The sequence below is a fragment of the Hymenobacter perfusus genome (assembly GCF_003944765.1).
Lineage (GTDB): Bacteria > Bacteroidota > Bacteroidia > Cytophagales > Hymenobacteraceae > Hymenobacter > Hymenobacter perfusus.
In genome coordinates this window covers 331,131-355,146 of sequence record NZ_RWIU01000004.1, presented here as the reverse complement: position 1 = coordinate 355,146, position 24,016 = coordinate 331,131, and the positions used below count along the sequence as shown (strand labels likewise).

18 protein-coding genes are annotated in these 24,016 nt (G+C 62.4%); 6 read left to right on the top strand and 12 right to left on the bottom strand.

The window, feature by feature from the left end; genetic code table 11:
* Positions 1–28 precede the first annotated feature (28 nt).
* The 3 genes from EI293_RS13815 to EI293_RS13805 all read right to left on the bottom strand — a co-directional run bounded on the left by EI293_RS13815 (position 29) and on the right by EI293_RS13805 (position 3,583).
* Complete coding sequence (locus EI293_RS13815; RefSeq protein WP_125438811.1) at positions 29–1,153, bottom strand: efflux RND transporter periplasmic adaptor subunit; 1,125 nt, start codon at positions 1,151–1,153, stop codon at positions 29–31.
* Positions 1,154–1,253: 100 nt separating this feature from the next.
* The gene (locus EI293_RS13810; RefSeq protein WP_125438809.1) at positions 1,254–2,945 is read right to left on the bottom strand and encodes a TolC family protein; all 1,692 of its coding nucleotides are present in this window, start codon (positions 2,943–2,945) and stop codon (positions 1,254–1,256) included.
* 23 nt (positions 2,946–2,968) lie between these two features.
* Positions 2,969–3,583, bottom strand: a complete 615-nt coding sequence (locus tag EI293_RS13805; RefSeq protein ID WP_125438808.1) for a TetR/AcrR family transcriptional regulator — start codon at positions 3,581–3,583, stop codon at positions 2,969–2,971.
* A gap of 217 nt (positions 3,584–3,800) precedes the next feature.
* On the opposite strand from EI293_RS13805, the gene ispF reads away from it, so the two are divergent.
* The 4 genes from ispF (at position 3,801) to EI293_RS13785 (ending at position 8,902) form a co-directional block, all read left to right on the top strand.
* Complete coding sequence (ispF, locus tag EI293_RS13800; RefSeq protein WP_125438806.1) at positions 3,801–4,277, top strand: 2-C-methyl-D-erythritol 2,4-cyclodiphosphate synthase; 477 nt, start codon at positions 3,801–3,803, stop codon at positions 4,275–4,277.
* Positions 4,278–4,362: 85 nt separating this feature from the next.
* Positions 4,363–6,045 carry a M28 family peptidase gene (locus EI293_RS13795; RefSeq protein ID WP_125438804.1) on the top strand — a complete coding sequence of 561 codons (1,683 nt, stop codon included), beginning with the start codon at positions 4,363–4,365 and terminating at the stop codon, positions 6,043–6,045.
* A 272-nt stretch (positions 6,046–6,317) separates the two neighbouring features.
* On the top strand, positions 6,318–7,718 hold the full coding sequence (locus tag EI293_RS13790; protein WP_125438802.1) for a LutB/LldF family L-lactate oxidation iron-sulfur protein: 1,401 nt from the start codon (positions 6,318–6,320) through the stop codon (positions 7,716–7,718).
* A gap of 149 nt (positions 7,719–7,867) precedes the next feature.
* Positions 7,868–8,902: a hypothetical protein gene (locus tag EI293_RS13785; RefSeq protein WP_125438800.1), complete on the top strand. Its 1,035-nt coding sequence runs from the start codon at positions 7,868–7,870 to the stop codon at positions 8,900–8,902.
* 3 nt (positions 8,903–8,905) lie between these two features.
* Here the strand turns inward: EI293_RS13785 and sdaAA are convergent, their stop codons facing one another.
* From sdaAA to EI293_RS13765, 4 genes are all read right to left on the bottom strand, one after another.
* Entirely contained in the window at positions 8,906–9,811 is a 906-nt protein-coding gene (sdaAA, locus tag EI293_RS13780) for an L-serine ammonia-lyase, iron-sulfur-dependent, subunit alpha (protein ID WP_125438798.1), read from the bottom strand.
* A gap of 171 nt (positions 9,812–9,982) precedes the next feature.
* A complete protein-coding gene (gene msrB, locus EI293_RS13775) occupies positions 9,983–10,441 on the bottom strand; it encodes a peptide-methionine (R)-S-oxide reductase MsrB (protein WP_125438796.1) in 459 nt (152 codons plus the stop codon).
* Between the two features lie 132 nt (positions 10,442–10,573).
* Positions 10,574–11,053 (bottom strand): hypothetical protein, encoded by a 480-nt coding sequence (locus EI293_RS13770; protein ID WP_125438794.1) that lies wholly within the window; start codon positions 11,051–11,053, stop codon positions 10,574–10,576.
* 318 nt (positions 11,054–11,371) lie between these two features.
* Entirely contained in the window at positions 11,372–12,166 is a 795-nt protein-coding gene (locus tag EI293_RS13765; protein ID WP_394343404.1) for a M949_RS01915 family surface polysaccharide biosynthesis protein, read from the bottom strand.
* A gap of 39 nt (positions 12,167–12,205) precedes the next feature.
* Between EI293_RS13765 and EI293_RS13760 the strand changes: the two genes are divergently transcribed.
* Positions 12,206–13,729: an NAD(P)H-hydrate dehydratase gene (locus tag EI293_RS13760; protein ID WP_125438790.1), complete on the top strand. Its 1,524-nt coding sequence runs from the start codon at positions 12,206–12,208 to the stop codon at positions 13,727–13,729.
* On the opposite strand, the gene EI293_RS13755 is transcribed toward EI293_RS13760, so the two are convergent.
* From EI293_RS13755 to pafA, 4 genes are all read right to left on the bottom strand, one after another.
* Complete coding sequence (locus EI293_RS13755) at positions 13,712–16,000, bottom strand: GH92 family glycosyl hydrolase (RefSeq protein ID WP_125438788.1); 2,289 nt, start codon at positions 15,998–16,000, stop codon at positions 13,712–13,714. The genes EI293_RS13760 and EI293_RS13755 overlap by 18 nt on opposite strands.
* 78 nt (positions 16,001–16,078) lie before the next feature.
* On the bottom strand, positions 16,079–16,966 hold the full coding sequence (locus EI293_RS13750) for a UbiA prenyltransferase family protein (protein WP_125438786.1): 888 nt from the start codon (positions 16,964–16,966) through the stop codon (positions 16,079–16,081).
* 149 nt (positions 16,967–17,115) lie between these two features.
* On the bottom strand, positions 17,116–17,697 hold the full coding sequence (locus EI293_RS13745; protein WP_044000754.1) for an inorganic diphosphatase: 582 nt from the start codon (positions 17,695–17,697) through the stop codon (positions 17,116–17,118).
* Between the two features lie 145 nt (positions 17,698–17,842).
* The gene (pafA, locus tag EI293_RS13740; protein ID WP_125438784.1) at positions 17,843–19,555 is read right to left on the bottom strand and encodes an alkaline phosphatase PafA; all 1,713 of its coding nucleotides are present in this window, start codon (positions 19,553–19,555) and stop codon (positions 17,843–17,845) included.
* A 156-nt stretch (positions 19,556–19,711) separates the two neighbouring features.
* On the opposite strand from pafA, the gene EI293_RS13735 reads away from it, so the two are divergent.
* Positions 19,712–20,413, top strand: coding sequence for an HAD family hydrolase (locus EI293_RS13735; RefSeq protein ID WP_125438782.1), 702 nt, complete (start codon positions 19,712–19,714; stop codon positions 20,411–20,413).
* A gap of 4 nt (positions 20,414–20,417) precedes the next feature.
* On the opposite strand, the gene EI293_RS13730 is transcribed toward EI293_RS13735, so the two are convergent.
* A complete protein-coding gene (locus tag EI293_RS13730; RefSeq protein WP_125438780.1) occupies positions 20,418–23,966 on the bottom strand; it encodes a T9SS type A sorting domain-containing protein in 3,549 nt (1,182 codons plus the stop codon).
* Positions 23,967–24,016: the final 50 nt, after the last annotated feature.

Genomic DNA, 24,016 nt, shown 5'->3' with positions numbered 1-24,016 from the left:
GTTGGGTTTTTAGCGGTTGGGGCAGCGCTTACAGCGTTACCAGCTGACCTTCGTTCAGGGTCTGGTAGCCGGCCGAAATCACCTGGTCGCCGGCCTGCAGGCCGCTGGTTACTTCCACCTTGCCGTTGTAAGTCTGGCCGGTCTGGATGACGCGCTTGGCGGCCACTTTCTTGCCACCTTTCTCGCTTACTACCAGCACGTAGCTGTTCTGCTCATCCTTCTGCACCAAATCCACGGGCAGCACGGTGGCATTCTGACGGTCGTAATTCTGGATGCGCACGTTGGCCACCATGTTGGGGCGCAACTGGCCAGCCTTGCTGCCGCTCAGGCGCAGCTCGGTGGTGAAGGTGCGACTGGTGGGATTAATGGTGCTCGACACCACCCGCACCGTGGCGGGCAGCTCTTCCCCGCCCAGGTCCGGAATGGTCACCAGGGCCTTGTCGCCGGCTTTGATGCGCGAGGCGTAGGCTTCCGACACATCGGCCAGGATTTTGCCTGTGCCGCTGCTGCTGATGAGTTTCACCACGGGCGCGCCGGGAGCTACGGTTTCGCCAATTTTGGGCAGCACGTCATCCACGGTACCCGCGAACGGGGCCACCACGGTGTAAAGGGCGCGCTGCTGGTTGAGGGTGCTGAGGTTGCGCTGCAAAGCCTGGTAGTTATTTTTGGCCTGCAGGTACTGGATTTCGGTCCCAATCTGCTGTTTCCAGAGGCGGTCCTGCTTCTCATATATCACGCGGGCCAGATCCATGCGCGTGCGCAGCTCGGCAATGTTGGCATCAAGTATTGAGGCATCCACGGTAGCCAGGGTCTGGCCCTTGCTTACCCGGTCGCCGCGCTGCACGCGCAGGCTGGTGAGTGTACCGGCGGCGCGGGCGGCCACGTTGGCGTTCTGGTCGAAGTCGACGCGGCCCTGCAATTCCAGGTAGCTCTTAAAGCTCTCGGGAGCCACTTTCAGCACCGAAACGGGCGTAGTCTGGGCGGCGGCACCTTCGGCTTTCGCGCCGGTTTTGGCCTCCAGCTCGGCAATCTTGGCCTGGTTGGCGGCCTGTTCCTTTTTCAGCTCGGCCAGCTGGGCGTTCGGGTCTTTGTCGCCGCCGCAGGCGGTCAGCAAGCCCAGCGTCAGGACAAAGGCGGAAGTAACGTATTTCATCTTGAGAAGAAGCTAGAAGCTAAGGAGTGAGGAGCTAGAACATCGTGGTTGGGCAGCTGAGTCAGAAGCTTCCAGCTCCTAGCTTCTGACTTTCAGCCTCTTACTTCCGGGCCTGGCTATACAGCTCGCCGGTAGCTTTGTCGCGGTCGACTTTGGCCACCAACACGTCGTAGAGGGCGGCGTAGTAGTTGGTCTGGGCCGAGCGCAGCTCGGTTTCGGCGGTTACCACTTCCAGGTTCGAGCCTACGCCTTCCTGAAACTTGATGCGCGACACCCGAGCCACATCGGCGGCCAGGTCCAGGTTGGCCTTTTGGTTATCCAGCACGTCCAGGGCGTTGATGAGCGTGGTACGGCTCTGGGCGTCCTGCAAATCGATGCTCTGGCGCAGGGTTTCGAAGCCTTTCTCGATGGTCTGCTGCTGAATGCGGGCCTGCTGCACCTGGTACTTGCGGCGGAAGCCATCAAACACCGGAATCTGCAAGCTCAGGCCCACGTTGCCGAACCCGAACCAGTTCTGGTTGGGAAAACCGTTGCCAGACCGCGAATCGGGCCCGCGGAAGGCAAACAGGTCGCCGGGGTTCTTGGCCGAGCCCGAGAAGCCGTAGGCGGCCGTAGCCAACAGGCGCGGATAGGCGCCGGCGCGGCGGTTGGCCAGGTCCAGCCCAGCCAGGGCCTGCTGGGTTTCCAGGGTACTGAACTCGATGCGGTTGTTATAGTTGAAGGCGGCGGCCAGCTGACCCGTGCGCGCTCCGCTGAGGGCGGTTTGCTGGTCCTGCTGGCGCTGGGCGTCGGTGTTGGTGCTGGTTGGAGACGTACCAGTGGGCACGCCGCCCAGGCCGGTTACGCCGCCGCCAGTGGTGGCGCTGGCCACGCCCAAACGCTGGCGCAGGGCCCCGGCATCTACCACGGCCGCCCCGAGCGAGTCGGTCAGCTGCACGTCCTGGCCCTGGGGCAGGCCCATCTGGAACTTCAGCAGGGCCACGCTCAGCTCAGTGAGGCGGCTGGCTTTCTGCTGCTCCACTACCAGGTTGTTGCGCTGCACCTGCAGGCGCTGCACGTCCAGCTTCTCGGCAAAACCGGCCTTGAAGGTTTCGTTGGTCTGGTACAGAATGGTGTCGAGGCGCTGCACGTTGCGCGAGAGCAACTGCAGCCGCTCGCGGGCCACCAGCGTGCTGTAGTAGGCCTTGCTCACCTGCTCCACCACGTCGATTTCGGCCTGCTGGGTTTGCTTCTGGGCCAGCTGCTCGTAGACCTTGGCCGCTTTCAGGCCAATTAGGTAGGCCCCATCGAACAGCAGCTGCGACACCGAGGCGCTGGTGTTGCCGGCCCACTGCAGGCCGAAGGCAAACGCCTGCGGCGGCACCGGCTCCGAGGGCAGCGAAACCGTGCCCAGGTTTACCGTCCGGCCGCTTTGGGCGGCGGCAATATCGGCGGGCGTGAGGGTGGTAGCCGAGCTACCGCCGCCCAGGGCCCCAAAGTCCACGAGGCTTTTTTGCAGCTTGAAGTTGTCGGCCAAGTTAGCCGCCACGTTCACCTGGGGCAAACCGGCCGCCTTGATTTCGCCCACTTTGGCGCGGGCCGTCTGCTCGCCAAGGCGCGTGGCCAGCAGCGTTGGCTTGTTCTTGACGGCGTAGTCGATGGCCTGCTGCAGGCTCAGGGGCATGAGGCCGACGGCTGCGGAGGTAGCCAATGCCGGCTGCGGGGCCGGAGCGGTTTGTGCCAGGGCTGCCCCGGCAGGGGCCAGCAGGCCCGGCCCGGCGGCCAGCAACAACGCGCGAAGGTTGATTTTCATATCAGGGAAAGCGGTGATGAAGCCTATTCTTCTTCCGTCACATGACGGTACTCATTCAGTAGTTTATGGCCCTTCAGCGACACTACACCCAGCAGAAAATGCTCGTTGCAGGCCATCTGCACCCGCATCTGGTCGAACTGGGCGGAGGGGAACACCTCCGGGTCGAACAGCACGTCAATCTGGGCCAGGCGCAGGCGCGAGAGCACCTCAATGTCGAGGTCGGCGCGGTAGAGGCCTTCCTGCACGCCACGGAGGAGGTTGGCCTGAATCTGTTGCAGGATAAAGCTGCTCTTGTGCTCGTGAAACAGGCCCCAGGCGGCGGGATAATACTTGCGCAAATCGTGAATGGCGTTGGGGTTCACGTTGGCAAACTGCCGCTTGGCCCAGTCCATCATCTGCACCATCTCGTCCACGGCGTTGCGGGCGTGGCCGATGATGCCTTCGCACTCGCCCTGCACCCCGGTCAGGTGGTTGTGAATGACGGCCGATACAATCTGGTCCTTGTTCTCGAACCACTTGTACAGCGTCTTTTTCGAGATACCCAGGTGGGTAGCAATGTCATCCATCGACACGCTCTTAATCCCGTTGCGGGTGAAGAGGCCGATGGAGGCGTGTAAGATTCGGTCTTTGATTTCCATGATTACGGCAGCAAAGGTACTACGGAAACTTTTATTGACTCCATAGTTTCCATTAATTTTTTGCTATCCTTTTTCACCGATTCCAGACCCGGTGCCCGGGCGGACGCACGGCGGCGGTTTTTACTTTAGCCGCGGCCCGCTTTTTTTCTCCGGCTCCCAACGACGCGGTTCCCGTAACTTGGCACTTCATTCCGTTTCTTTTCCTCTTCCGAACTCTATGAAAATCCGGACTGGCTTCGGCTACGACGTTCACCAGCTCAAGGAAGGCCTGCCCTTCTGGCTTGGCGGCATTCAGGTGCCGCACACCCACGGCGCCCTCGGCCACTCCGATGCCGATGTGCTCATCCACGTCATCTGCGACGCGCTGCTGGGCGCGGCCAACCTGCGCGACATCGGCTTCCACTTCCCCGACACCGACCCGCAGTACAAAGGCATCGACAGCAAGCGGCTGCTGAAGGAAGTGGTGCGCCTGCTCACGGAGCGCGGCTACCAGATCAGCAACATCGACTCCACCATCTGCCTGGAAGCGCCCAAAGTCAACCCCCACATTCCAGAAATGCAGCGCGTGCTGGCCGAGGTAATGGGCCTCGACGCCGACGATATCAGCATCAAGGCCACTACCACCGAGAAGCTGGGTTTCGTGGGCCGCCGCGAAGGTGTGGCCGCCTACGCCTCGGTGCTGATTACGAAGTAGCTTTCCGCCGCCTGCTACCGGGTGTGCAGCCTTTTGCGGCTGCCTTGTCTTTAGCCCATCTCCACCCCTACCACTCTTAACCTGTATGAACAAAACTTCCCTGCTCACCTGGCTGCTGGCCGCCGGCGTGGCTACCTCGGCGGTAGCCCAGGCCCCCGAGAAAGTCAAGGTGAAAACCAAGCGCAAAGCCAAAACTGAGGTAACGGCCACGCCCGTGCTGGAAACGGCCGCTCCAACTCCCGCCGCCGACCTGGCCCAAGGCTACGGTGAAACCATCACCCAGGCCGACCTGCGCCAGCACCTGTCCGTGTTGGCCTCTGATGCCTACGAAGGCCGCGAAACCGGCGAGAAAGGCCAGAAAATGGCCGCCGAATACCTGGCCAAGCAGTTTGCCGACCTCGGCCTGCAAGGCCCCGTGACGGGCTCCGACAACCCCTACCTGCAGCACTTTACCATGGTGCGCAGCTCCTGGGCCGATGGGGCTACGCTCAAAATCGGGACGAGCAGCTACAAGTGGCTGACGGATTTCTACGCCCTCGGCGGCAACGGCTTCGCGCAGGAAACCAGCGTGCAGCCCGTGTTTGCCGGCTACGGTATTGAGCAGGATGGCTACTCCGACTACGCCGCTTTGGGCGACGTGAAGGGCAAGGATCTGCTGATTCTGCTGGGCGAACCCCAGACCGACAAAGGCACCGCCCTGCTGGGTAAAGACGGCCAGAACAGCAAGTGGGGCCAGGATTACCGGGCCAAGCTCACGCTGGCCGCCCAGAAAGGCGCCCGCTCGGTATTCTTCGTGGATTTCAACCCCAACAGCAACTTTGAGAAGCTGGCGGCCCGCATGACGCCCTACATCAGCCGGCCCAGCATTGCCTTCAAGGAAGCCTCCCAGACCACCCGGCCCACGGCCTACTTCGTGAGCCCGGCGGTGGGTTACAAGCTACTGGGCACCACCGCCCCGGCCGTAACCAAGTATACCGCCGCCGTCAATAAGGCCGCCAAGCCCACGGCCAGCCCCTTCAAGCCCGCCAAAGTGCTGGTGAAAGCCCCCAAGAAAACGGAGGACTTCACCACCGAAAACGTGCTGGGCTTCCTGGAAGGCACCGATAAGAAAGACGAAATCATGGTGCTGTCGGCGCACTATGACCACATCGGCATCATCAACGGCGAGGTACACAACGGCGCCGATGACGACGGCTCGGGTACTGTAACGGTACTGGAAATGGCCCAGGCCTTCGTGAAAGCCAAGGCCGAGGGTCACGGCCCCCGCCGCAGCATCCTGTTCCTGACCGTAACCGGTGAGGAAAAAGGCCTCCTGGGCTCGGAGTACTACACCGATCACCCCATCTTCCCGCTGGAAAAGACGATGGTGGACCTGAATACCGACATGGTGGGCCGTACCGACAAGGACCACGAAGGCAAGGGCGACTACGTGTACGTCATCGGTTCCGACAAGCTCAGCTCCGAGCTGCACACAATTCTGCAGGCCCAGAACGAGAAGTACACCAAGATGGACCTCGACTTCCGCTTCAACGACCCGGACGACCCGAACCGCTTCTACTACCGCTCCGACCACTACAACTTCGCCAAGCACAAAATCCCGGTGGCCTTCTTCTTCAACGGCGTGCACGATGACTACCACGGCGCCGGCGACGAAATCGAGAAAATTGAGTTTCCGAAGATGGAAAAGCGTGCCCGTCTGGTGTTCTACACCGCCTGGGACCTCGCCAACCGCGACCAGCGCATCGTCGTGGATTCGAACAAGAAGTAATGCAGGAATGAGGTAAGCTGTCATTGCGAGCGGAGCGAAGCAATCCGTCCTTCACGAAGTTCCTAACTCTGACCTATTCTAAAGCCCCTGACGCCAGCACTAGGCATCAGAAGCTTTTCGTATTTCAGGGCTTCTGCCATTGAGAAGGACGAATTGCTTCGCTCCACTCGCAATGACACCGATTCCGACTACCCTAAATAAAAACCCGCTGAACCTCTCAAGGTCCGGCGGGTTTTTATCTTTGCTAAGAACCCGTTGTACTCTGTGCTGCCATGAACCCGACGACCCTCACGCCCGCCCCCAAGAAATCGGCCCAGTTTCTGGTTGATTCCGACCACAAGGCTTTCGATCTGGAGCACCGGCGCAAAATCCGGTTCAACATTGGCAAGTACAACGCCGCCGTGCAGACCGGCCTGGGCTTCTACCAGGACCACGAGCTGGCCCGCAGCCGCGCCTCCTACCTGAAAACGGAGGTAATTAACCGCCTCGATGAGTATCTGCTGCAGTTCGAGGAGAAGTTTACGGCCCGGGGCGGTAAGGTCATCTGGGCCCAGAACGCGGAGGAAGCTCTGTTTGAGGTGGGCAAGATTATGGAGCGCCGGAAGGCCCGCACCGTGGTGAAAGCCAAGAGCATGACTACCGAGGAAATCCACCTCAACAAGTACCTGGAAAAGCGCGGTATTGAGTCGGTAGAAACAGATTTGGGCGAGTTCATTGTGCAGCTGAACGGGGAGCGGCCTTATCACATCGTGACGCCGGCCATGCACCTGAGCAAGCTGGATATTGCCGATATCTTCGTGAAGCACCTCGGCATTGAGTACACCGACGACGCCCAGAAGCTGGTGCTCACGGCCCGCCACCTGCTGCGCAACAAGTACACCTCGGCCGAAGTGGGCATTACGGGCGGCAACTTCCTCATTGCCGATACGGGTGCCGTGTGCGTAACCGAAAACGAAGGCAACGCCCGCCTCTCGGCCACCTTTCCGAAAACCCACATTGCCATTGTGGGCATCGAGAAGGTGATTCCGCGTCTCCAGGACCTGGATTTATTCTGGCCTTTGCTCAGCACCAGCGGCACCGGCCAGCAGGTCACGGTGTACAATACCATCTATACCGGCCCGCGCCAGCCGCTGGAAAAGGACGGACCGGAGGAGATGTTCGTGATTCTGCTGGATAACGGCCGCACCAACCTGCTGGCCCAGCCCGACAAGCGCGAGGCGCTGAACTGCATTCGGTGCGGGGCCTGCCTGAACATCTGCCCGGTGTACAAGAACATCGGCGGCCACACCTACGAGGCCACCTACTCCGGCCCCATCGGCTCCGTAATTACGCCCCACCTCTCGGGCATGGCCGAAAACAAGCACCTGAGCTACGCCAGCAGCCTGTGCGGGGCCTGCACCTCGGTGTGCCCGGTCCGCATTCCGATTCACAACATCCTGCTCCGCAACCGTCAGCAGAGCGTGCAGGAGGGCCTCACCGAAAAAGAGGAGCGCCGGGCCGTGGGACTGTGGCTGTATGGCATGAAGCACCGCTGGGTGTGGGATTTGGCCCCCGCCGCCGGCAAAAACTGGGTACTCAGCCGCCTGCTGGGCGAAGTAGGCTGGAACAAGCGCCGCGACGCCGTGCAGGTAGCCCCCAAAACGTTTCGCCAGCTCTGGAAGGAGCGGAAGTAAGTTTCAGGGATAGGTCAGGCAACTAATCAGGCAGGCCAGCAGACAGATGCGGCAGCGCTTACGCTATTCTGCCGCCCATCCAATCCAACCCTAGCGGCTACCCGGCAGTACAAGCACGGCGGCACCGTAGCTGCGCGTGGTTGCTGTGTATGCTTGATTTGTTGTTTCGGGCGCTGGCTTTCGTGGCCGGCGTTTATCTGGTGGCCGATACCGTGCTGGCTGCCATCCGCTCGTTTGTGCTGCCGCGCAGCGACTCGGCGTGGCTGAATACGGCCGTGTTCCGGCTGGTGCGCTGGGTATTTGAAACCGCCGCCCGCCTGGGCCGCTCCTACGAGCAACGGGACCGGATTCTGGCCCTCTATGCGCCCGTGGGGTTGGTGATGCTGCCCATTGCCTGGCTCACGATGGTCAGCACAGGCTACACCGCCATCTTCTGGGGGCTGGGCGAGGGGGATTTGGAGCGCTGCTTTCGCATCAGCAACAGCTCCCTGCTCACGCTCGGCTCCGAAGACCCCAGCCATCACCTGGTGTCCACGGCCATGTCGTACTCCGAGGCGACGCTGGGCCTGCTGCTGCTCACGCTGCTGATTTCCTACCTGCCCACCATGTACCAGGCCTTCTCACGACGGGAGCTGACGGTAGCGCGGCTGGAACTGCGGGCCGGCATCAAGGCCTCGGCCGTGCAGTTGCTGCTGTGGCTCAACCAATCCGGCTCCCTGAACGATACCAGCCAATGGCAGGCATGGGAAGAGTGGTTTGTGGAGATTGAGGAAACGCATACCTCGCTGCCCATCATGGCCTTTTTCCGCTCGCCCCAGCCCGGCCGCTCCTGGATTACGGCCGCCGATATCATCCTCGACGCGGCAGCCCTCATCAGCAGCACCGTGGACCAGCCCCGCAACGCGCACCGGGAGCTGTGCTTCAAGGCCGGCTGCGTGTCGCTTAACCGGGTATCGCGCTACTTTAAGTACGATGCCGGCGCCGAGGAATCGGCCGGAAAGGCCCCCGATGCGCCACACCGCCACGATTTCACCCTGGCCTGCCAGCAACTGCGGGCCGCTGGCATTCCACTCCAGGACGAAAATATGGCCTGGGAGCACTACGTGGAACTCCGGAGCCGCTACGCCGGAGCCATTGCCTACCTGGCCCGGCTCGTTATGGCCCCGGCAATCAAACCTATTTAACCACTACTCCTGGTCTTCGTCAGGCAGGATATGGACGTCCTGCACCAGCACCATCTTCTCAATTTCGCGGCCCCGCGGCGTGTTGGCCAGGCCGCCGAGGGCGGTTTCCTTGTAGCGGGTCTCCATCGCCTGGCCCACTTCGCCGAGAGCCGCCACGCACTGGTCCACGGGAATCACAGGATCGACGCCGGCAATGGCAATCTGGGCGGAGCTGAAGGCAATGGCCGAGGCGGAGGCGTTGCGCACCACGCAGGGCACTTCCACCAGGCCCGCCACCGGGTCGCAGACGAGGCCCAGCATGCACTGAATGGTAATGGCCACGGCGGCGAAGGTTTCCTCCACTGAGCCACCCAGGCAGTACACAATGGCCCCGGCGCCCATGGCGGCGGCCGAGCCGGTTTCGGCCTGGCAGCCACCCACGGCCCCAGCCAGGGAGGCATTCTGCTCGATGATAAGGGCCACGCCGGCCGCTACCAGCAATCCCTCCAGAATGGCGCGGTCTTCCAGCTTATGAATATCCTGGAGCGTGACCAATACTCCGGGTAGAATGCCCGAGGCTCCGGCGGTGGGCGCGGCCACTACCCGGCCCATGCAGGAGTTTACCTCCTTCGCTCCCAGAGCGCGCGTAATCAGGTTTTTGAACTCGGGCGAAAGTACGGTTACCGGCGAGGCCGCAATTTTCTTGGCCCCGTTGTTTACCATGCCCGAGCGGGAGGTCATGTTCTGGGTAAGGCCGGTGTGCACGGCGTCGCGCATCACATCGTAGGCGCGCTGCAAACCGGTCCAGATCTGCTCCTCAGTCCGGCCTTTCTGCTCGATTTCGTAGGCCAGCACGGGTTGATAGAGTGGTTCGCCGGTGGCGGCGCAGTGAGCGCCCCAGGAAGCAAAATCGGTGAAGAGCAAAGACATGGGTGGGAAACGTAGGGGTGGGAATGGGTGCGTGACGGCTTTTGATAACCCACAGATGCCTGCGGGAGTGCGAAAATCGGGATAAAATCGGCGGCAGTCAGATAAAAAAAGCTCCGCCTCCGGCCGAAGCCAGAGGCGGAGCGCTACGCGGCAGGTAGTCGCGCAAACAGCTTATGCTTCCTGCTGCTCGCTCACCAGCTTCACGCTGGCCGAGTTGATGCACAAACGCAGGCCGCCGGGGGGCGGGCCGTCGGGGAAAACGTGGCCCTGGTGGGCGTCGCAGACGTTGCAGAGCACTTCCACGCGGGTCATGCCGTAGCTGGTGTCCTTCTTGTAGCGAATGGCGCTTTCGTCGACGGGTTGGGTGAAGCTGGGCCAGCCGGTGCCGCTTTCGAACTTGGTGCGGGAGTCGTAAAGGGGAGTACCGCAGCACACGCAGGCGTACAGCCCAGCCTCGTGGGCTTCGCAGTACTCACCGGTGAAGGCCCGCTCGGTGCCGTGCTCCCGCGTTACGTGGTACTGCTCGGGAGTGAGCTGGGCGCGCCACTCGGCGTCGGTTTTTTCTACGCGTGTATGGGGGGCCGGGCTGCCGTGGTTGGCCAGCCGGATGACGTCGTTCCAGGTTTGCATGGTTGGGAAGAATTAGATCAGCAAGGTAACTGCTGTGCAAACGCAGCGGCCGGGCGGGAAGTTTTCTGCGGTGACATAGTGACGTGCGCCACGCTGGTGTCTCCGAAGCTGAACCCTACTAGTTTGTCCGGCTCACGCCTCCTGCCAGCAACGATGAACAGCCGGTGCTACATCCAGTGTTTCATGCCGGTTCGCCAGATAAGTCAGGAGCTGGGGCAACCGACCGTTGCGCTCCACCTCCCGCAGGGATACGCGACGTTTCCGGTGGTGGTCCTGGATTTCCAGTACTACCGTGCGGCGCAAGGCGGAAACTACGGCCAATACACCCAGTACCAATGGGAAAAACGGCACCACCACCAAGCGGTAATCAATACTTCCTTCGCCCTGCGTAAAAAACCAGTACAAAGCGTAGCAACCCCACAAACCGGCAGCCAGCAACGCAACTCCAAAAGCCAGCACTACCGCCCAGTTCTGGATATCCGGACCTTCGCCGACATGCATCTGGCGAATTTCTTCGTACCGGAAACTTTGATAGCGAAACCGGTTGCGTAGTAAATGGATGCCAGTGTCATCTATCCCAAATTCATCGGTATGGAACGCGTAATCTGCCATTAAATTAAAGTGACTTATAATATCCCTGCTTTGCTGCTATCAGCAAATATGCTGTTTTTTCCATATCCACCTGACTACTCGTTGCGTCATTCTTTCAATCACTCCTGAAACTCCTCACCGCCGCCCAGACCCGCGCCCTCGACCAGGCCACCAGCCAAGTGCAAGGCATTACCTATCTGGCTCTAATGGAACGCGCCACTACGCGTTGCGCAACTGACTGCTGACGGAGTTGCAGCCCGCCTACGCCACCCCGTTTTACCTGTTCTGTGGCCCCGGCAATAACGGCGGTGACGGGCTGTGGCTGCTCTACGGGGCTGGCTACAACTGCTCAAACTCCTGCACTGACCAGCGGCGCCACTCCTGCCGGGCAAAACGAAGAAAGGCCGCTGGGGCTCTGCGAAAATCCTGCTCGTTTTCATAGCGCCCGCCCAATAACTCATAATGCTCGTCCAGCCGCGCCGCGCTGATGGTATCCAGACAACAGGTATTGACCGGCCGGCGCTCAGCAGCGGGAATCGAGTCGTACTGCACCACGGTGTAGCCGCGTAGCGCGTACTTCGCCGCGCCCTCGTGCATAATCAGCTTCAGGGTAGCCGGGCTCACGTCGCTGGTGCAGGTAAGCGCGTAGAGCAGCGTCGTTTCCGTCAGTCCGTCGTCGTCCAGGTCAGTTACGGCCGTGGCTCCGGGTACAGGCCCCAGCCCCAGATCAAACGGGCAGCCGGCTACTCCATCCTGCAGGTGCCATAACTCCTGCCACTGGCGCTGACCGGTTCGCTGCACATACTGACGGGCATACATATCCACCGATTGCGCTTCTTCCGGCCCGTCGGGCTGGGGTGGGTCGTCGCGAACGGGGGTGCGGGTGAGCACCAGCAGATTCAGGCCGTTCTTATCGGTCCACTGCTTAAGCTCCAGCACCCGGCCCGGCTGGCGCGGCACGCCGGCCGGCAGCTGGTTGAGCGGTAAATTCTGCACGCTGACTACGCTATCAGCATCGGTAGGAACAACGGCCGTAGCAGGGCCGGCAGGGGCCGTTGTAGTTTCGGTGGGGGAACGTTGTTCGGAGCAGGCCACCACGAGGGACAGGGCCGCCAGCCAGAGAATAGTGCGCATCATGTATCGGAGTAAGCAGGTTTCAAGTATAGCCAGAATATGAAACTCCTCTCCCCCGCCCAGACCCGCGCCCTCGATCAGGCCACCAGCGAAGTGCAAGGTAGTACCTCCCTGGAGCTGATGGAGCGCGCCGCTACGGCCGTATTCGACTGGCTGCTGACGGAGTTGCAACCGGCCTACACCACCCCGATCCACCTGTTCTGCGGCCCCGGCAACAACGGCGGCGACGGACTGGCCCTGGCCCGGCTGCTCCACGGGGCGGGATACGCGGTGCACGTCTGGCTGCTACCCGCCGACAGGCACTCCGCCGATTTTGCTGCCAACCACCACCAGCTGCCCAGGGAAATCAATTGTCAGGAGTTGGATGCCGCCCGCCTTCCAGACCTCCCGGCCGACGCGGTGGTAGTGGATGCGCTGTTCGGGGCGGGGCTGAACCGGCCGCTTACCGGGCTGGCGGCGGCCGTAGTGGCGCACCTCAACACTGCCGATGCCCTCATAGTAGCCGTGGATATCCCGTCGGGGTTGTTGGCTGATGCGGCCCAGGAACCCGACAACCCGGTAGTGCGGGCGCAGTACACCGTCAGTTTCGAGCTACCCAAACTGGCGTTCCTGTTGCCGCAGAATGCCGGTTTCGTGGGAGAATGGTACGTGTTGCCCATTGGGCTGGCAGCCGAAGTTATCCACAAAACACCTGTGGATAACTACTTCGTGGACGCGGCCTTCATGCAGGGACGCTTGCCGGCCCGAACCAGGTTCAGCCACAAAGGCACCTTTGGGCACGCGCTGCTGCTGACGGGAAGCCGGGGCAAGTTAGGGGCGGCGGTACTGGCATCGAAGGCCTGCCTGCGGGGCGGCGTGGGGTTGCTGACGGTGCAGGTACCAGCCGTGGGCTACGACGTGCTGCAGATTTCCGTGCCCGAAGCCATGACCCTCACCGATTCCGCCACCGATTTTGTAACGGAGCTGCCGGACCTGAAACCCTACGCCGCCGTGGGCATCGGGCCGGGGCTGGGGCAGGAAAACGCCACCTGCGAGGCATTACGCCAGCTGTTAAAAACGGCCCGGGTGCCGCTGGTGCTGGATGCCGACGCGCTGAATCTACTGGGGGCCAACCGGGAACTGCTGGCCCTGCTGCCGCCCGATTCGCTGCTGACGCCGCACCCCAAGGAATTCGAGCGGCTGACCGGGGAGCCCGCCCGCGACGATTACCACCGGCTGGAGCAGCTCCGCACCTTTGCCCGCCGACATAGCTGCTACTGCGTGCTGAAAGGGGCCTACACGGCTTTGGCCACGCCCGAAGGCACCACGTACTTCAACAGTACTGGCAACCCCGGCATGGCCACCGGCGGCAGCGGCGACGTACTGACCGGCCTGCTGCTGGCCCTGCGCGCCGACAAGCGCCTCTCCACGCTGGATGCGGCCCTGCTGGGCCTCTACGCCCACGGCCGCGCCGGCGACCTGGCCGCCCGGGAAACCGGCGAGGCGGGCCTGGTGGCCGGCGACTTGGTGCGCTTTATCGGGCCGGCGCTACGGGAATTGACGGCCCTACCGCGCCGGCTTTGAGAAGGAATACGGAGCGGATTTCAGAGTAGCTCCCCGCTGCCGGTTCGGCTCGGGGGCCATGTCGAAGTTCAGGATGGCTCCTTGCAGCAAGGTTTCGTGGCTAAGCCAGTTCTGCTCGTAGGGCTGGCCATTCAGCGTGAGGGCGTTGATGTAGCGGTTGGCCGCGCTGTTGTTGGGCGCGTTCAGGAGTATCTGCTTGCCGTTTTCCAGCGTCAGGGTCACCTTGGGGAAGAGCGGCGCGCCCAGCACGTACTGATCGGTAGCGGGGCACACAGGGTAGAAACCCAACGCCGAAAACACGTACCAGGCCGAGGTCTGGCCGTTGTCCTCGTCGCCGCAGTAGCCGTCGGGGGTGGGCTGGTAGAGGCGGTTGAGGGTTTCGCGCACCCAGTACTGCGTTTTCCAGGGCTGACCGGCGTAATTGTACAGGTAAGTCATGTGCTGAATGGGCTGATTGCCGTGGGCGTAGTTGCCCATGCCCGCAATCTGCATCTCCCGGATTTCGTGGATGACCGAGCCGTAGTAGGACGCATCGAACACTGGGGCCAGGGTAAACACGGTATCCAGCGCCGCCACAAACGGCTTGGGGCCGCCCATCAGGTTCATCAGCCCCTGCACATCATGAAACACCGACCAGGTGTAGTGCCAGCTGTTACCTTCCGTGAAGGCGTCGCCCCACTTGAAGGGGTTGAAGGGCGTCTGGAACGTACCATCCTGGTTTTTACCCCGCATCAGACCGGTTTGCTTGTCGAAGAGGTTGCGGTAGTTCTGGCTGCGCTTTTCGTAGAGCTGCACTTCCTTTTTGGGCCGGCCCAGGGCTTTGCCCAGCTGAGCAATGGCGAAGTCGTCGTAGGCGTACTCCAGGGTGCGGGCCGCGCTTTCGTTGATTTTGACATCATAAGGCACGTAGCCGAGCTTGTTGTAGTAGCCTACGCCGGCCCGGCCCACAGCTTCCAGCGGCCCTTGGTTGTTGGCTCCCTTCAGAGCGGCTTCGTAGAGGGTGTTAATGTCGTAGCCCCGCACGCCCTTCAGGTAGGCATCGGCTACGATAGAGGCGGAATTGTTGCCCACCATGATGTTGCGGTAGCCGGGGCTGGCCCATTCCGGCAGCCAGCCGCCTTCCTTGTAGGTGTTCACCAGGCCCTCCTGAATCTGGCTGTTGACGCCGGGGTACAGCAGGTTCAGGAAGGGAAATAACGCCCGGAACGTGTCCCAGAAGCCCGTATCGGTGTACATATAACCGGGTAGGACCTGCCCGTTGTAGGGCGAATAGTGCACCGGCTGGCCGGCGGCATCCAGCTCGTAAAACTTGCGCGGAAACAGCAGGCTGCGGTAGAGGCAGGAGTAGAACGTACGCTGCTGGGCCTCCGAGCCGCCCTCCACCTTGATGCGGCCCAGCTGCTGCTGCCAGGCGGCGCGGCCCTTAGCCTTCACCGCCTCAAAGTCAGCGGCCCCAATCTCCTGCTCCAGGTTGCGCAGCGCCTGCTCGGGGCTGATAAACGACGAAGCCACGCGTACCTGCACCTGCTCGCCCTTCCGAGTTTTGAAGCCCACCACCGCGCCGGTATGGTTGGCCGTGGCTTCCAGCAGCTTGCCATCCAGCACCTTGTCCTGGTAGATGGTGGTGCTGGTGAACGGGTGGTCGAACTCCAGTACGAAGTAGTTCTTGAAGTTGGCCGGCACGCCCCCACTGTTGCGGGTGGTGTACCCGATAATGCGGCGCTGCTGGGGCAGAATCTGCACGTGGGAACCCTTATCGAGGGCATCGAGCACCACGTAGGCGCTGTCGGTTTGGGGAAAGGTGAAGCGGAAACGGGCGGCCCGCTCGGTAGGCGTCAGCTCGGCGGTGACGTCGTGGTCGGCCAGGTACACTTTGTAGTAGTGAGGCTGGGCCACCTCCGACTTATGCGAAAACCAGCTGGCCCGCTCCTCTTCCTCAAAGCGCAGCTTGCCGGTGATGGGCATCAAAGCAAACTGCCCGTAGTCGTTCATCCAGGGGGAAGGCTGGTGCGTTTGCTTGAAGCCCTTGAGCTTGTCGGCCGAGTACTGGTAGGCCCAGCCGCTGCCCATTTTGCCAGTTTGGGGCAGCCAGAAGTTCATGCCCCAGGGCAAAGCAATGGCCGGATACGTGTTGCCGTTGGAGAGGCTGGGTTTGGAATCGGTACCCATCAGGGGGTTCACTAGGTCCACAGGTTCGGGGGTTTGGGCCGGAGCCGTACCTACCAGCAAACAACTCACCAGGGCCAGCCCGGCCCGCAACAGTTTCAGCATAGCACCACAGTAGCAGAGGTCTGCAACGGGCAGACGATGGCAAGAATAGCCGTTTTCGGGCACTAACCCGCCGGCTGCCTACGAAAAACCCACGGCCTGCCCGCGGGTAACCCACCACACGGCCAGAAACAGCAGCACCATTACCCCATCCGTGAGTAGGGCAAAGTAGTAGTCGGGCCGCTTCTCCTCGGCAAATCCAATAACTGCCCCCGCCGCCAGCAGCGGCACCAGCAGGGCCCCTTCCTGCCCGGCCGGAGCCCCGGGCGGCACCAGCCACGCCGCCCCGGCCAGGGCCGCCAGGGCCAGGAGCTTGGTAGCCATTACCCCAAACAGCCCCGGAAACGTGCGGGTGCCGGTGGCTTTGTCCTTGCTGTAGTCCCGGATATCAAACACGAAAGCCAGGGCCAGAATAAACAGGAAGCGCCGCAGAAACAGTATCCCCACCACCGGTGTGGTTAGCTCCCGCCCCAGATACAGGGCCGGAATCCAGACGGTGACGCCGGCCCAGACGTAGGCAATCAGAAACACCTTCAGCAGGGGCAAGTCCCGCAAAGCCCGCCAGCGGCCGTGGCGCTTCAGAAGCGGCAGGGAGTACAGACCCGAAATCAGGCCCAGGTGCAGCAGGAAGGGCGTGAGCGGCAGGAGGTGGGTATCGGTCAGGAACAGGGCTGCCGCCGCCGTGCCGGCCAGTAGCGTCAGTACCACCAGCTGCCGGCGGTGCCCGCGTATCCACTGCTTGCGCCCCGAGAGGCCGGGTAGCTGCCCGTGCTTGTAGGGCAGCACGCTGTCGAGGTTGTAGAGAAAGAGCGTGGCCGCGAAGATGAGCCCCCCCAGCCGCAGCGGAATGTGCACCCGCCAAAACAGGAACGTGGCCCACATCAGCCCCAGCGCCGCCCCCGACAGCCACACGCTGCTATACAGCATGGCATCGAGGCAGCGACGGAGCAGGCGAAACAGGGCGGGCACGGGCAGAGGGGTTAAGCGGACAAGATACCACCGAAACCCCGCCTCCCCGACCGGAGGCCGCGCCCGTTTGCCGCCAACGCAACAGCCCCCGGCGTCAGTAACTGACGGCCGGGGGCTGCGCGGTGTGTAGCGGAAAGGAGGAGGGTGGATTAGCTGAGGGCCTCCTTTACGTCCTCCTCGTCTTTGGGGTTGCCTTTCGGGAAGGTTTCCTCGTAGAGCTTCACGCTGTCCTCGATGATGCGGTAGGCATCTTCGCGGCCCATGAACCGCTCCACGCTTACGTGCTTGTGCTCCAGGGCTTTGTAGTCCTCGAAGAAGCGCTGCATTTCCAGCAGCATGTGCGGGGGCAGGTCGGCAATATCGTTGAAGTGGTTCACTGACACGTCGTTGGCGGCCACGGCAATGATTTTGTCGTCTTCCTCGTCCTGGTCAATCATCTGCATCACGCCGATTACCTTGGCATCTACCAGGCACATGGGCACGATATCTACGGAGCACAGTACCAGAATATCCAGCGGGTCCTTATCGTCGCAGTACGTCTGCGGAATGAAGCCGTAAGCGGCCGGGTAATGCACGGCCGAGAACAGCACGCGGTCCAGCTTCAGCAGGCCGCTTTCCTTGTCCAGCTCATACTTGCCCTTCGAGCCTTTCGGAATTTCGATAATGGCGTTTACTACTTTCGGAGCGTCTTCACCGCGCTCCACATCGTGCCAAGGGTTAAAATGAGCCATTGATGGGGTATTCGTTGTTCGTTATTGGTTGTGTATTTCTTTGTCCGAAAGGCCGTTTGTCCGGAGTCGGACGCCTTTAACCCAACGCGTGCGACAGATACGCACCCAGGCCAAAAACGAACAACCAAAAACAAAAAACCTACGGCTACCAGCCCAGCACTTCGGCCAGGGGCTGCCCGGTGCAGCCGTCAGGCTCCTGAATGTGGAGCCAGCGGGCCAATGTGGGTGCAATATCGGTAATCTTTGCCGGAGCCGACGACTCGCCGTGCTTTACTTTCCAGCCCCAGAATACTACCGGTACGTGGGTGTCGTAGTTGCCGGAGGAGCCGTGGGTGGTGCCTTTGTTCACCGGGAACTGGTACGATTCCAGCCAGCCTGGCTCCAGCACCACCATTACGTCGCCGCTGCGCTTAGGGAAGTAACCGTTTTCCAGGTACATCAGCATGCCGCTTTCCCAGTGCGACTTCTGCACGTCCTCGGCGGCCAAAGCCCGGGTAACGCCCGCAAAACCCAGCATCAGGGTAGCCACTTCGCGCTGCATCTGGTATAGGTCCAGCTTTTTCTCGGTTAGCAGCGGGCGGTTCAGGTACACCTGCTGGTTTTCGTAGCTGAGCACCCACTTGCCGGGGCCGTGCAGCTGCACCAGCTTGCGTTGCAGGGAGTCGCGCATCAGGCCCGGCCCCACCGAGCCGGCCGGTATTTTCTTGTCGATGAGAAAGTTGGGCGAGTGAGCCGCGCCGTGGTCGGCACTCAGGAACACGAGGGCCTGCTTCTTGCCCACGGCTTTGTCCAAGTAAGCGAACAGGCGGGCCAACTCCCGGTCGAGGCGCAGGTAAGTATCCTCGGCTTCAATGGAGTTCGGCCCGAACTGGTGGCCGACGTAATCGGTGCTGCTGAAGCTCAGGGCCAGGAAATCAGTCTGGCCGCGCTGGCCCAGCTGCTCGGCCCGCATAGCTTCCAAAGCGAAATCCAGGGTGAGCGAGTTGCCGAAGGGCGTGGAGCGGATCAGGTCGAGGTTGCGGGCCGAGGCCACGGGCGCTTTTTCGCCGGCGGCTTCCATGTTACCCTTCACGGCGCGGCTGGGCGCGGCGCTCAGCGTGGGCAAATCGTGGGGGAATACGGGCCGGGCTTCGCCCTTAAACGCGCCTTCCCAGGCCACGTCATCGGGGGAGCTTTCGGTGTATTGAGCAATGGGCAGCAGCGTGTTCCAGGGCTGATCCAGGTACTGGGCGGCCCGGTTTTCGGCGTTGAATTTGGTGGCCCATTCGGGCAGCTGCTGGGCGTAGAAGGTGCTGGTGATAAAGGCTCCGTTGGCTCCGTCGTACCAGTAGGCGGCGTTGGCCGCGTGCCCGGCCGGCAGAATGGAGCCCCGGTCTTTGATGCACACGCCCACCACCTTGCTCTGAAAGTTGGTAGCCAGCCGCAGCTCGTCGGTGATGGTGGAGGTGAGCATGTGGCGCGGCGACATCTGCCCGGCCTCGCCGGTGCCGCCCACGCCCTGCACGGTTTTATCTTCCGTCACGTAGGTGCCCCGGCCTTGCTCCCGCTCCAGCCAGTTGTTGCCGATGATGCCGTGCACCGAGGGCGTGGTGCCGGTATAGATGCTGGCGTGACCTGGCCCGGTGTAGGTAGGCACGTAGTTGTAGTGGGCGTTTTCGTAGCTGAAGCCTTCCCCCAACAGGCGGCGGAAGCCCCCGCTGCCGTACTTATTCCAGTAGCGGTAGAGGTAGTCGTAGCGCATCTGGTCTACCACAATGCCCACCACCAGCTTGGGGCGGTCAAGGGGTTTACCGGCTTTTTGGGCGAAGGCGGGCACAGCCAGGGTAGCGGCCAGCAATAAACTCAACGGTGTTTTCAAGGCGGAAAAGAAGAATGGAACGGCTGGGGCACCACGTTGACGCCCCGGCTGCAAAGATAGGCCCGGCCGCCCGGAGTTGCGTACGTATAACAGTTTCGTAACTGACCCTATCGGTCCTACGGATTGTGTTCCTACCAAACCACTATCTCATCCAGTATGCCTACTGATCAGCCTTATGCCCTGATTTTCGACATGGACGGCGTGCTCATCGACAACACGCCCGAGCAAGCCCGCGCCTTCCAGCTGCTATTCCGCGACCTGGGCCTGACCACCAACGCCCGCCGCCTGCTGCGCCGCCTCAATGGCATGCCCGCCGCCGAGATTCTGGCCTCGGTGTTCACCAACCCCGTCCCGAAAAAGCAGCTGGAAGAGTATGCCGCCCAGCGCGAGCTGCTCTACCGGGTACTCTATTGGAACAAGCGCCGCGAGGTGGCCGGCCTCACGGCGTTTCTGCAGGCCGCCCGCGCCGCCGGCTTCCGCATCGGGCTGGGCACCGGCTCCGGCGACGATACCATCGCCTACATCCTCGATCATCTGGGCCTGCGCCGCTACTTCGATGTGGTGGTGGGCAAGGACGACGTAACCAAAGGCAAGCCTCACCCCGATACCTACCGCACCACGGCCCGCAAGCTCGGCATCCCGCCCGAGCGGTGCGTGGTGCTGGAAGATGCCGTGCTGGGCGAACAGGCCGCCTACAGGGCCGGCATGCGCTGCGTGGCCGTGGGCACCTCCCTCAACGCCCCCGACTTTCAGGCCCCCCTCATCTATATCAAGGATTTCACTGGCCTCACGCCTGAGTACCTGCTAGCGCTGCTGGAGCAGCACCCCACCGTCCCCAAGCCTCGCAAAAAACAGTAGCCGGCTACCGCCGCAGCAACCGCACCGTTTGCGCGCCACTACGCACTAGGTACATACCGGCAGGCTGTCCGGCCGGCAGCCCCAGACGGGCCGTGCCCGTGGCGTCGGCGGTAGCGCGCAGCACCGGACGGCCCAGCGCGTCCAGCACCGTAATGGCCGTGCTGGGCGCTGCTCCCGTGAGCATAGCCGCGCCGGTAGTAGGGTTGGGATAAAGCTGCAGCGTGGCCACACTAGTTCGCGTTACCACCCGCACCGGCGAGTAGCTGAATGTACCATCGGCATCTACCTGCCGCAGGCGGTAGTAGAGCACTACCGCACCAGTCGGTAGTGCCGCGTCCAGCAGGGTGTAGCGACGCGAGGCCGTGCTGCGGCCGGCAGCGGCTACTGTGCCCACAGCTCCGAAGGTGTGGCCATCTGGGCTGCGCTCCACCTCGAAGGCGGCGCTGTTCACCTCCGAGGCCGTAGCCCAGGCCAGGCGTACGGCCTGCGTGCCTTCCGGCGCGGCCGTGAACTGCGTCAGCTCCACGGGCAGCGGTGCCGCGTCGAGCAGCTCCCCCAGGAAGTTGGCATCCCCATCTGGGTTGGCGATGGTGAAGCTGCCGAAGGTGGCGCTGGGCCTGATGTAGCCCGTCACGTACACCCTCGTGCCACTCACGGCAATGCCCAGGCCCAAGTCGGTGCCAGTGCCGCCGCCCACCTGGGTCCAGCCCAGCGTGGCCGTAGTGCCGTTGTCAGTGTATTTGACTACCACCAAGTCCGAGCTGCTCGTGGCCGTGGCCCCGTTAACCTGCACCGTGCCGGCCGTGGTACCCGTGCCCCCGAACAGCACCCCACTGGTGTTGCCTGTGGTATTGCGGATATAGCCCGTCACGTACACGCTGCTGCCGCTTACGGCAATGCCCAGGCCCAGGTCGGTGCCAGTGCCGCCGCCCACCTGAGTCCAGCCTAACGTGGCCGTAGTGCCGTTGTCAGTGTACTCGGCCACTACCAGATCCTGACTGTTGGTGCTGCTGGCCCCATGCTGCACCACCGTGCCCGCCGTGGTGCCCGTGCCACCGAAGCGCACCAAATTGGTATTGGTCGTGGTGTTGGTGATGTAGCCCGTCACGTACACGCTGCTGCCGCTTACGGCAATGCCCAGGCCCTGGTCGTTGCTGGTGCCACCGCCCACCTGGGTCCAGCCTAACGTGGCCGTAGTGCCGTTGTCAGTGTACTCGGCCACTACCAGATCCTGACTGTTGGTGCTGCTGGCCCCATGCTGCACCACCGTGCCCGCCGTGGTGCCCGTACCACCGAAGCGCACCAAATTGGTATTGGTCGTGGTGTTGGTGATGTAGCCCGTCACATACACGTTGCCCCCACTCACGGCAATGCCCAGGCCCTGGTCGTTGCTGGTGCCACCGCCCACCTGGGTCCAGCCCAGCGTGGCACTCGTGCCGTTGTCAGTGTATTTGACCACCACTAAGTCCTGGCTGTCGGAGCCGCTGGCCCCATGCTGTACCACTGTACCGGCTGTGGTGCCCGTGCCCCCGAACAGCACCCCACTGGTGTTGACTGTGCTGTTGATGATGTAGCCCGTCACGTACACGCTCGTGCCGCTCACGGCAACGCCCAGGCCCAGGTCGTTGCCGGTGCCGCCGCCGCTCTGGGCCCAGGCCCAGGTGGCGGTAGCCGGCACGTACTTGGCCACGAACAGATCCTCGCTGCCCACGCTGCTCAGCACCGTGCTGCCGAAGGCCACCTGCCCCGTGAAACTGCCCGTCACGAATACGTTGCCATCGGCATCCACCGCCGTGGCCCGTGTCTGGCTCGTGCCGCCGTTGGCGGTGGCGGCCAGCGTCTGCCAGGGCCCGGCACTGGCGTTGTCCGTCAGGGTGGCCAGCACGGCCCGCCTACTGGCCGTACCCAGCAGCGGAGTGCCCGTTGCCGCGCCAAAATTCGCCACGCTGGTTGCCCCTACGTAGCCCGCCACGTACACGCTGCTGCCACTCACGGCAATACCCTGGCCCTGGTCGAAGGTGGTGCCACCGCCCACCTGGGTCCAGCGCAAGGTGGCCGTGGCCCCGTTGTCGGTGTACTTGGCTACCACCAGGTCAACGCTGTTGCTGGTGCTGGCCCCGTTCTGCTGCACCGTACCCGCCGTAGTGCCCGTGCCGCCGAAGCGCACTGTGCTAGCGTTGGCTATATTGTTGAGGATATAGCCCGTCACGTACACGCTGCTGCCGCTCACAGCAATGCCCAAGCCCTGGTCGCCATTAGTGCCGCCCCCTACCTGGGTCCAGCGCAAAGTGGCCGTGGCCCCGTTATCGGTGTATTTAACTACTACCAAATCGGAGGCATTGCCAGTGCTGGCCCCGTTCTGCTGCACCGTACCGGCCGTAGTACCCGTGCCACCGAAGCGCACCATATTGGTATTGGTCGTGGTATTGCGGATAAAGCCCGTCACGTACACGCTCGTGCCGCTCACGGCAATGCCCTGGCCCCGGTCGTCATTCGTACCGCCGCCCACCTGGGTCCAGCGCAAGGTGGCCGTAGTGCCGTTATCGGTGTACTTGGCCACTACCAAGTCTAAGGTGCTGCTGGTGCTGGCCCCGTTCTGCTGTACCGTGCCCGCCGTGGTGCCCGTGCCACCGAAGCGCACCGTGTTGGCGTTGGTCGTGCTATTGATGATGTAGCCCGTCACGTACACGCTCGTGCCGCTTACGGCAATGCCATTCCCCTGATCAGAACTGATGCCGCCGCCTACCTGGGTCCAGCCCAGGGTGGTCGTGGCCCCGTTGTCGGTGTACTTGGCCACTACCAAGTCTAAGGTGCTGCTGGTGCTGGCCCCGTTCTGCTGCACCGTACCGGCCGTAGTGCCCGTGCCGCCGAAGAGCACCATATTGGTGTTGGCTGTGTTGTTCACAATAGCGCCGGTCACGTACACGCTGCTGCCGCTTACGGCAATGCCATTGCCCTGGTCGAAGTCGCTAGTGCCGCCGCCCACCTGGGTCCAGCCCAGGGTAGCACTCGGGCCGTTGTCGGTGTATTTGGCCACTACCAGATCCTGACTGTTGGTACTGCTGGCCCCATGCTGCACCACCGTGCTGGTGGTGGGGTCGGTACCACCGAAGCGCACATCACTGGCGTTGGCCGTGTTATTGGTGATAAAGCCCGTCACGTACACGTTGCCCCCGCTCACGGCAATGCCCAGGCCTTGGTCGAAACTGGTGCCGCCGCCGCTCTGGGCCCAGGCCCAGGTGGCGGTAGCCGGCACATACTTGGCCACGAACAGATCCTCGCCGCCCACGCTGCTGCTCAGTACCGTGCTGCCGAAGCCCACTTGCCCCGTGAAGCTGCCCGTCACGAATACGTTGCCGTCGGCATCCACCGCCGTGGCCTGCGTGATGCTTGTGCCGTTGGTCTGGCTGCTACTACCGATGCCGGCCGCCGACCACGTCTGCGCCCGTGCGCCCCAGGGCAGTAGTAAGGCCACTAGCAGAAAAAGATGGCCCGCCAGGACCATAGAATGAGCATAGGCCGCGTGGGCGGCCCGGGAGTAGGTGTGTTTCATGCAAGGGAGCGGAGTGCCACGTCTGGGAGGGAAAGAGGCAAAGAACGCAA

Excerpts from the sequence above, each read along its gene's own strand:
- ispF (WP_125438806.1), top strand. The coding sequence starts at position 3,801 with ATGAAAATCCGGACTGGCTTCGGCTACGACGTTCACCAGCTCAAGGAA.
- EI293_RS13745 (WP_044000754.1), bottom strand. The coding sequence starts at position 17,697 with ATGGCTCATTTTAACCCTTGGCACGATGTGGAGCGCGGTGAAGACGCT.
- EI293_RS13735 (WP_125438782.1), top strand. The coding sequence starts at position 19,712 with ATGCCTACTGATCAGCCTTATGCCCTGATTTTCGACATGGACGGCGTG.
- EI293_RS13730 (WP_125438780.1), bottom strand. The coding sequence starts at position 23,966 with ATGAAACACACCTACTCCCGGGCCGCCCACGCGGCCTATGCTCATTCT.
- EI293_RS13765 (WP_394343404.1), bottom strand. The coding sequence starts at position 12,166 with ATGCGCACTATTCTCTGGCTGGCGGCCCTGTCCCTCGTGGTGGCCTGC.
- EI293_RS13760 (WP_125438790.1), top strand. The coding sequence starts at position 12,206 with ATGAAACTCCTCTCCCCCGCCCAGACCCGCGCCCTCGATCAGGCCACC.
- EI293_RS13770 (WP_125438794.1), bottom strand. The coding sequence starts at position 11,053 with ATGGCAGATTACGCGTTCCATACCGATGAATTTGGGATAGATGACACT.
- EI293_RS13790 (WP_125438802.1), top strand. The coding sequence starts at position 6,318 with ATGAACCCGACGACCCTCACGCCCGCCCCCAAGAAATCGGCCCAGTTT.
- EI293_RS13815 (WP_125438811.1), bottom strand. The coding sequence starts at position 1,153 with ATGAAATACGTTACTTCCGCCTTTGTCCTGACGCTGGGCTTGCTGACC.
- msrB (WP_125438796.1), bottom strand. The coding sequence starts at position 10,441 with ATGCAAACCTGGAACGACGTCATCCGGCTGGCCAACCACGGCAGCCCG.
- EI293_RS13755 (WP_125438788.1), bottom strand. The coding sequence starts at position 16,000 with ATGCTGAAACTGTTGCGGGCCGGGCTGGCCCTGGTGAGTTGTTTGCTG.
- EI293_RS13805 (WP_125438808.1), bottom strand. The coding sequence starts at position 3,583 with ATGGAAATCAAAGACCGAATCTTACACGCCTCCATCGGCCTCTTCACC.
- EI293_RS13795 (WP_125438804.1), top strand. The coding sequence starts at position 4,363 with ATGAACAAAACTTCCCTGCTCACCTGGCTGCTGGCCGCCGGCGTGGCT.
- EI293_RS13785 (WP_125438800.1), top strand. The coding sequence starts at position 7,868 with ATGCTTGATTTGTTGTTTCGGGCGCTGGCTTTCGTGGCCGGCGTTTAT.
- sdaAA (WP_125438798.1), bottom strand. The coding sequence starts at position 9,811 with ATGTCTTTGCTCTTCACCGATTTTGCTTCCTGGGGCGCTCACTGCGCC.
- EI293_RS13810 (WP_125438809.1), bottom strand. The coding sequence starts at position 2,945 with ATGAAAATCAACCTTCGCGCGTTGTTGCTGGCCGCCGGGCCGGGCCTG.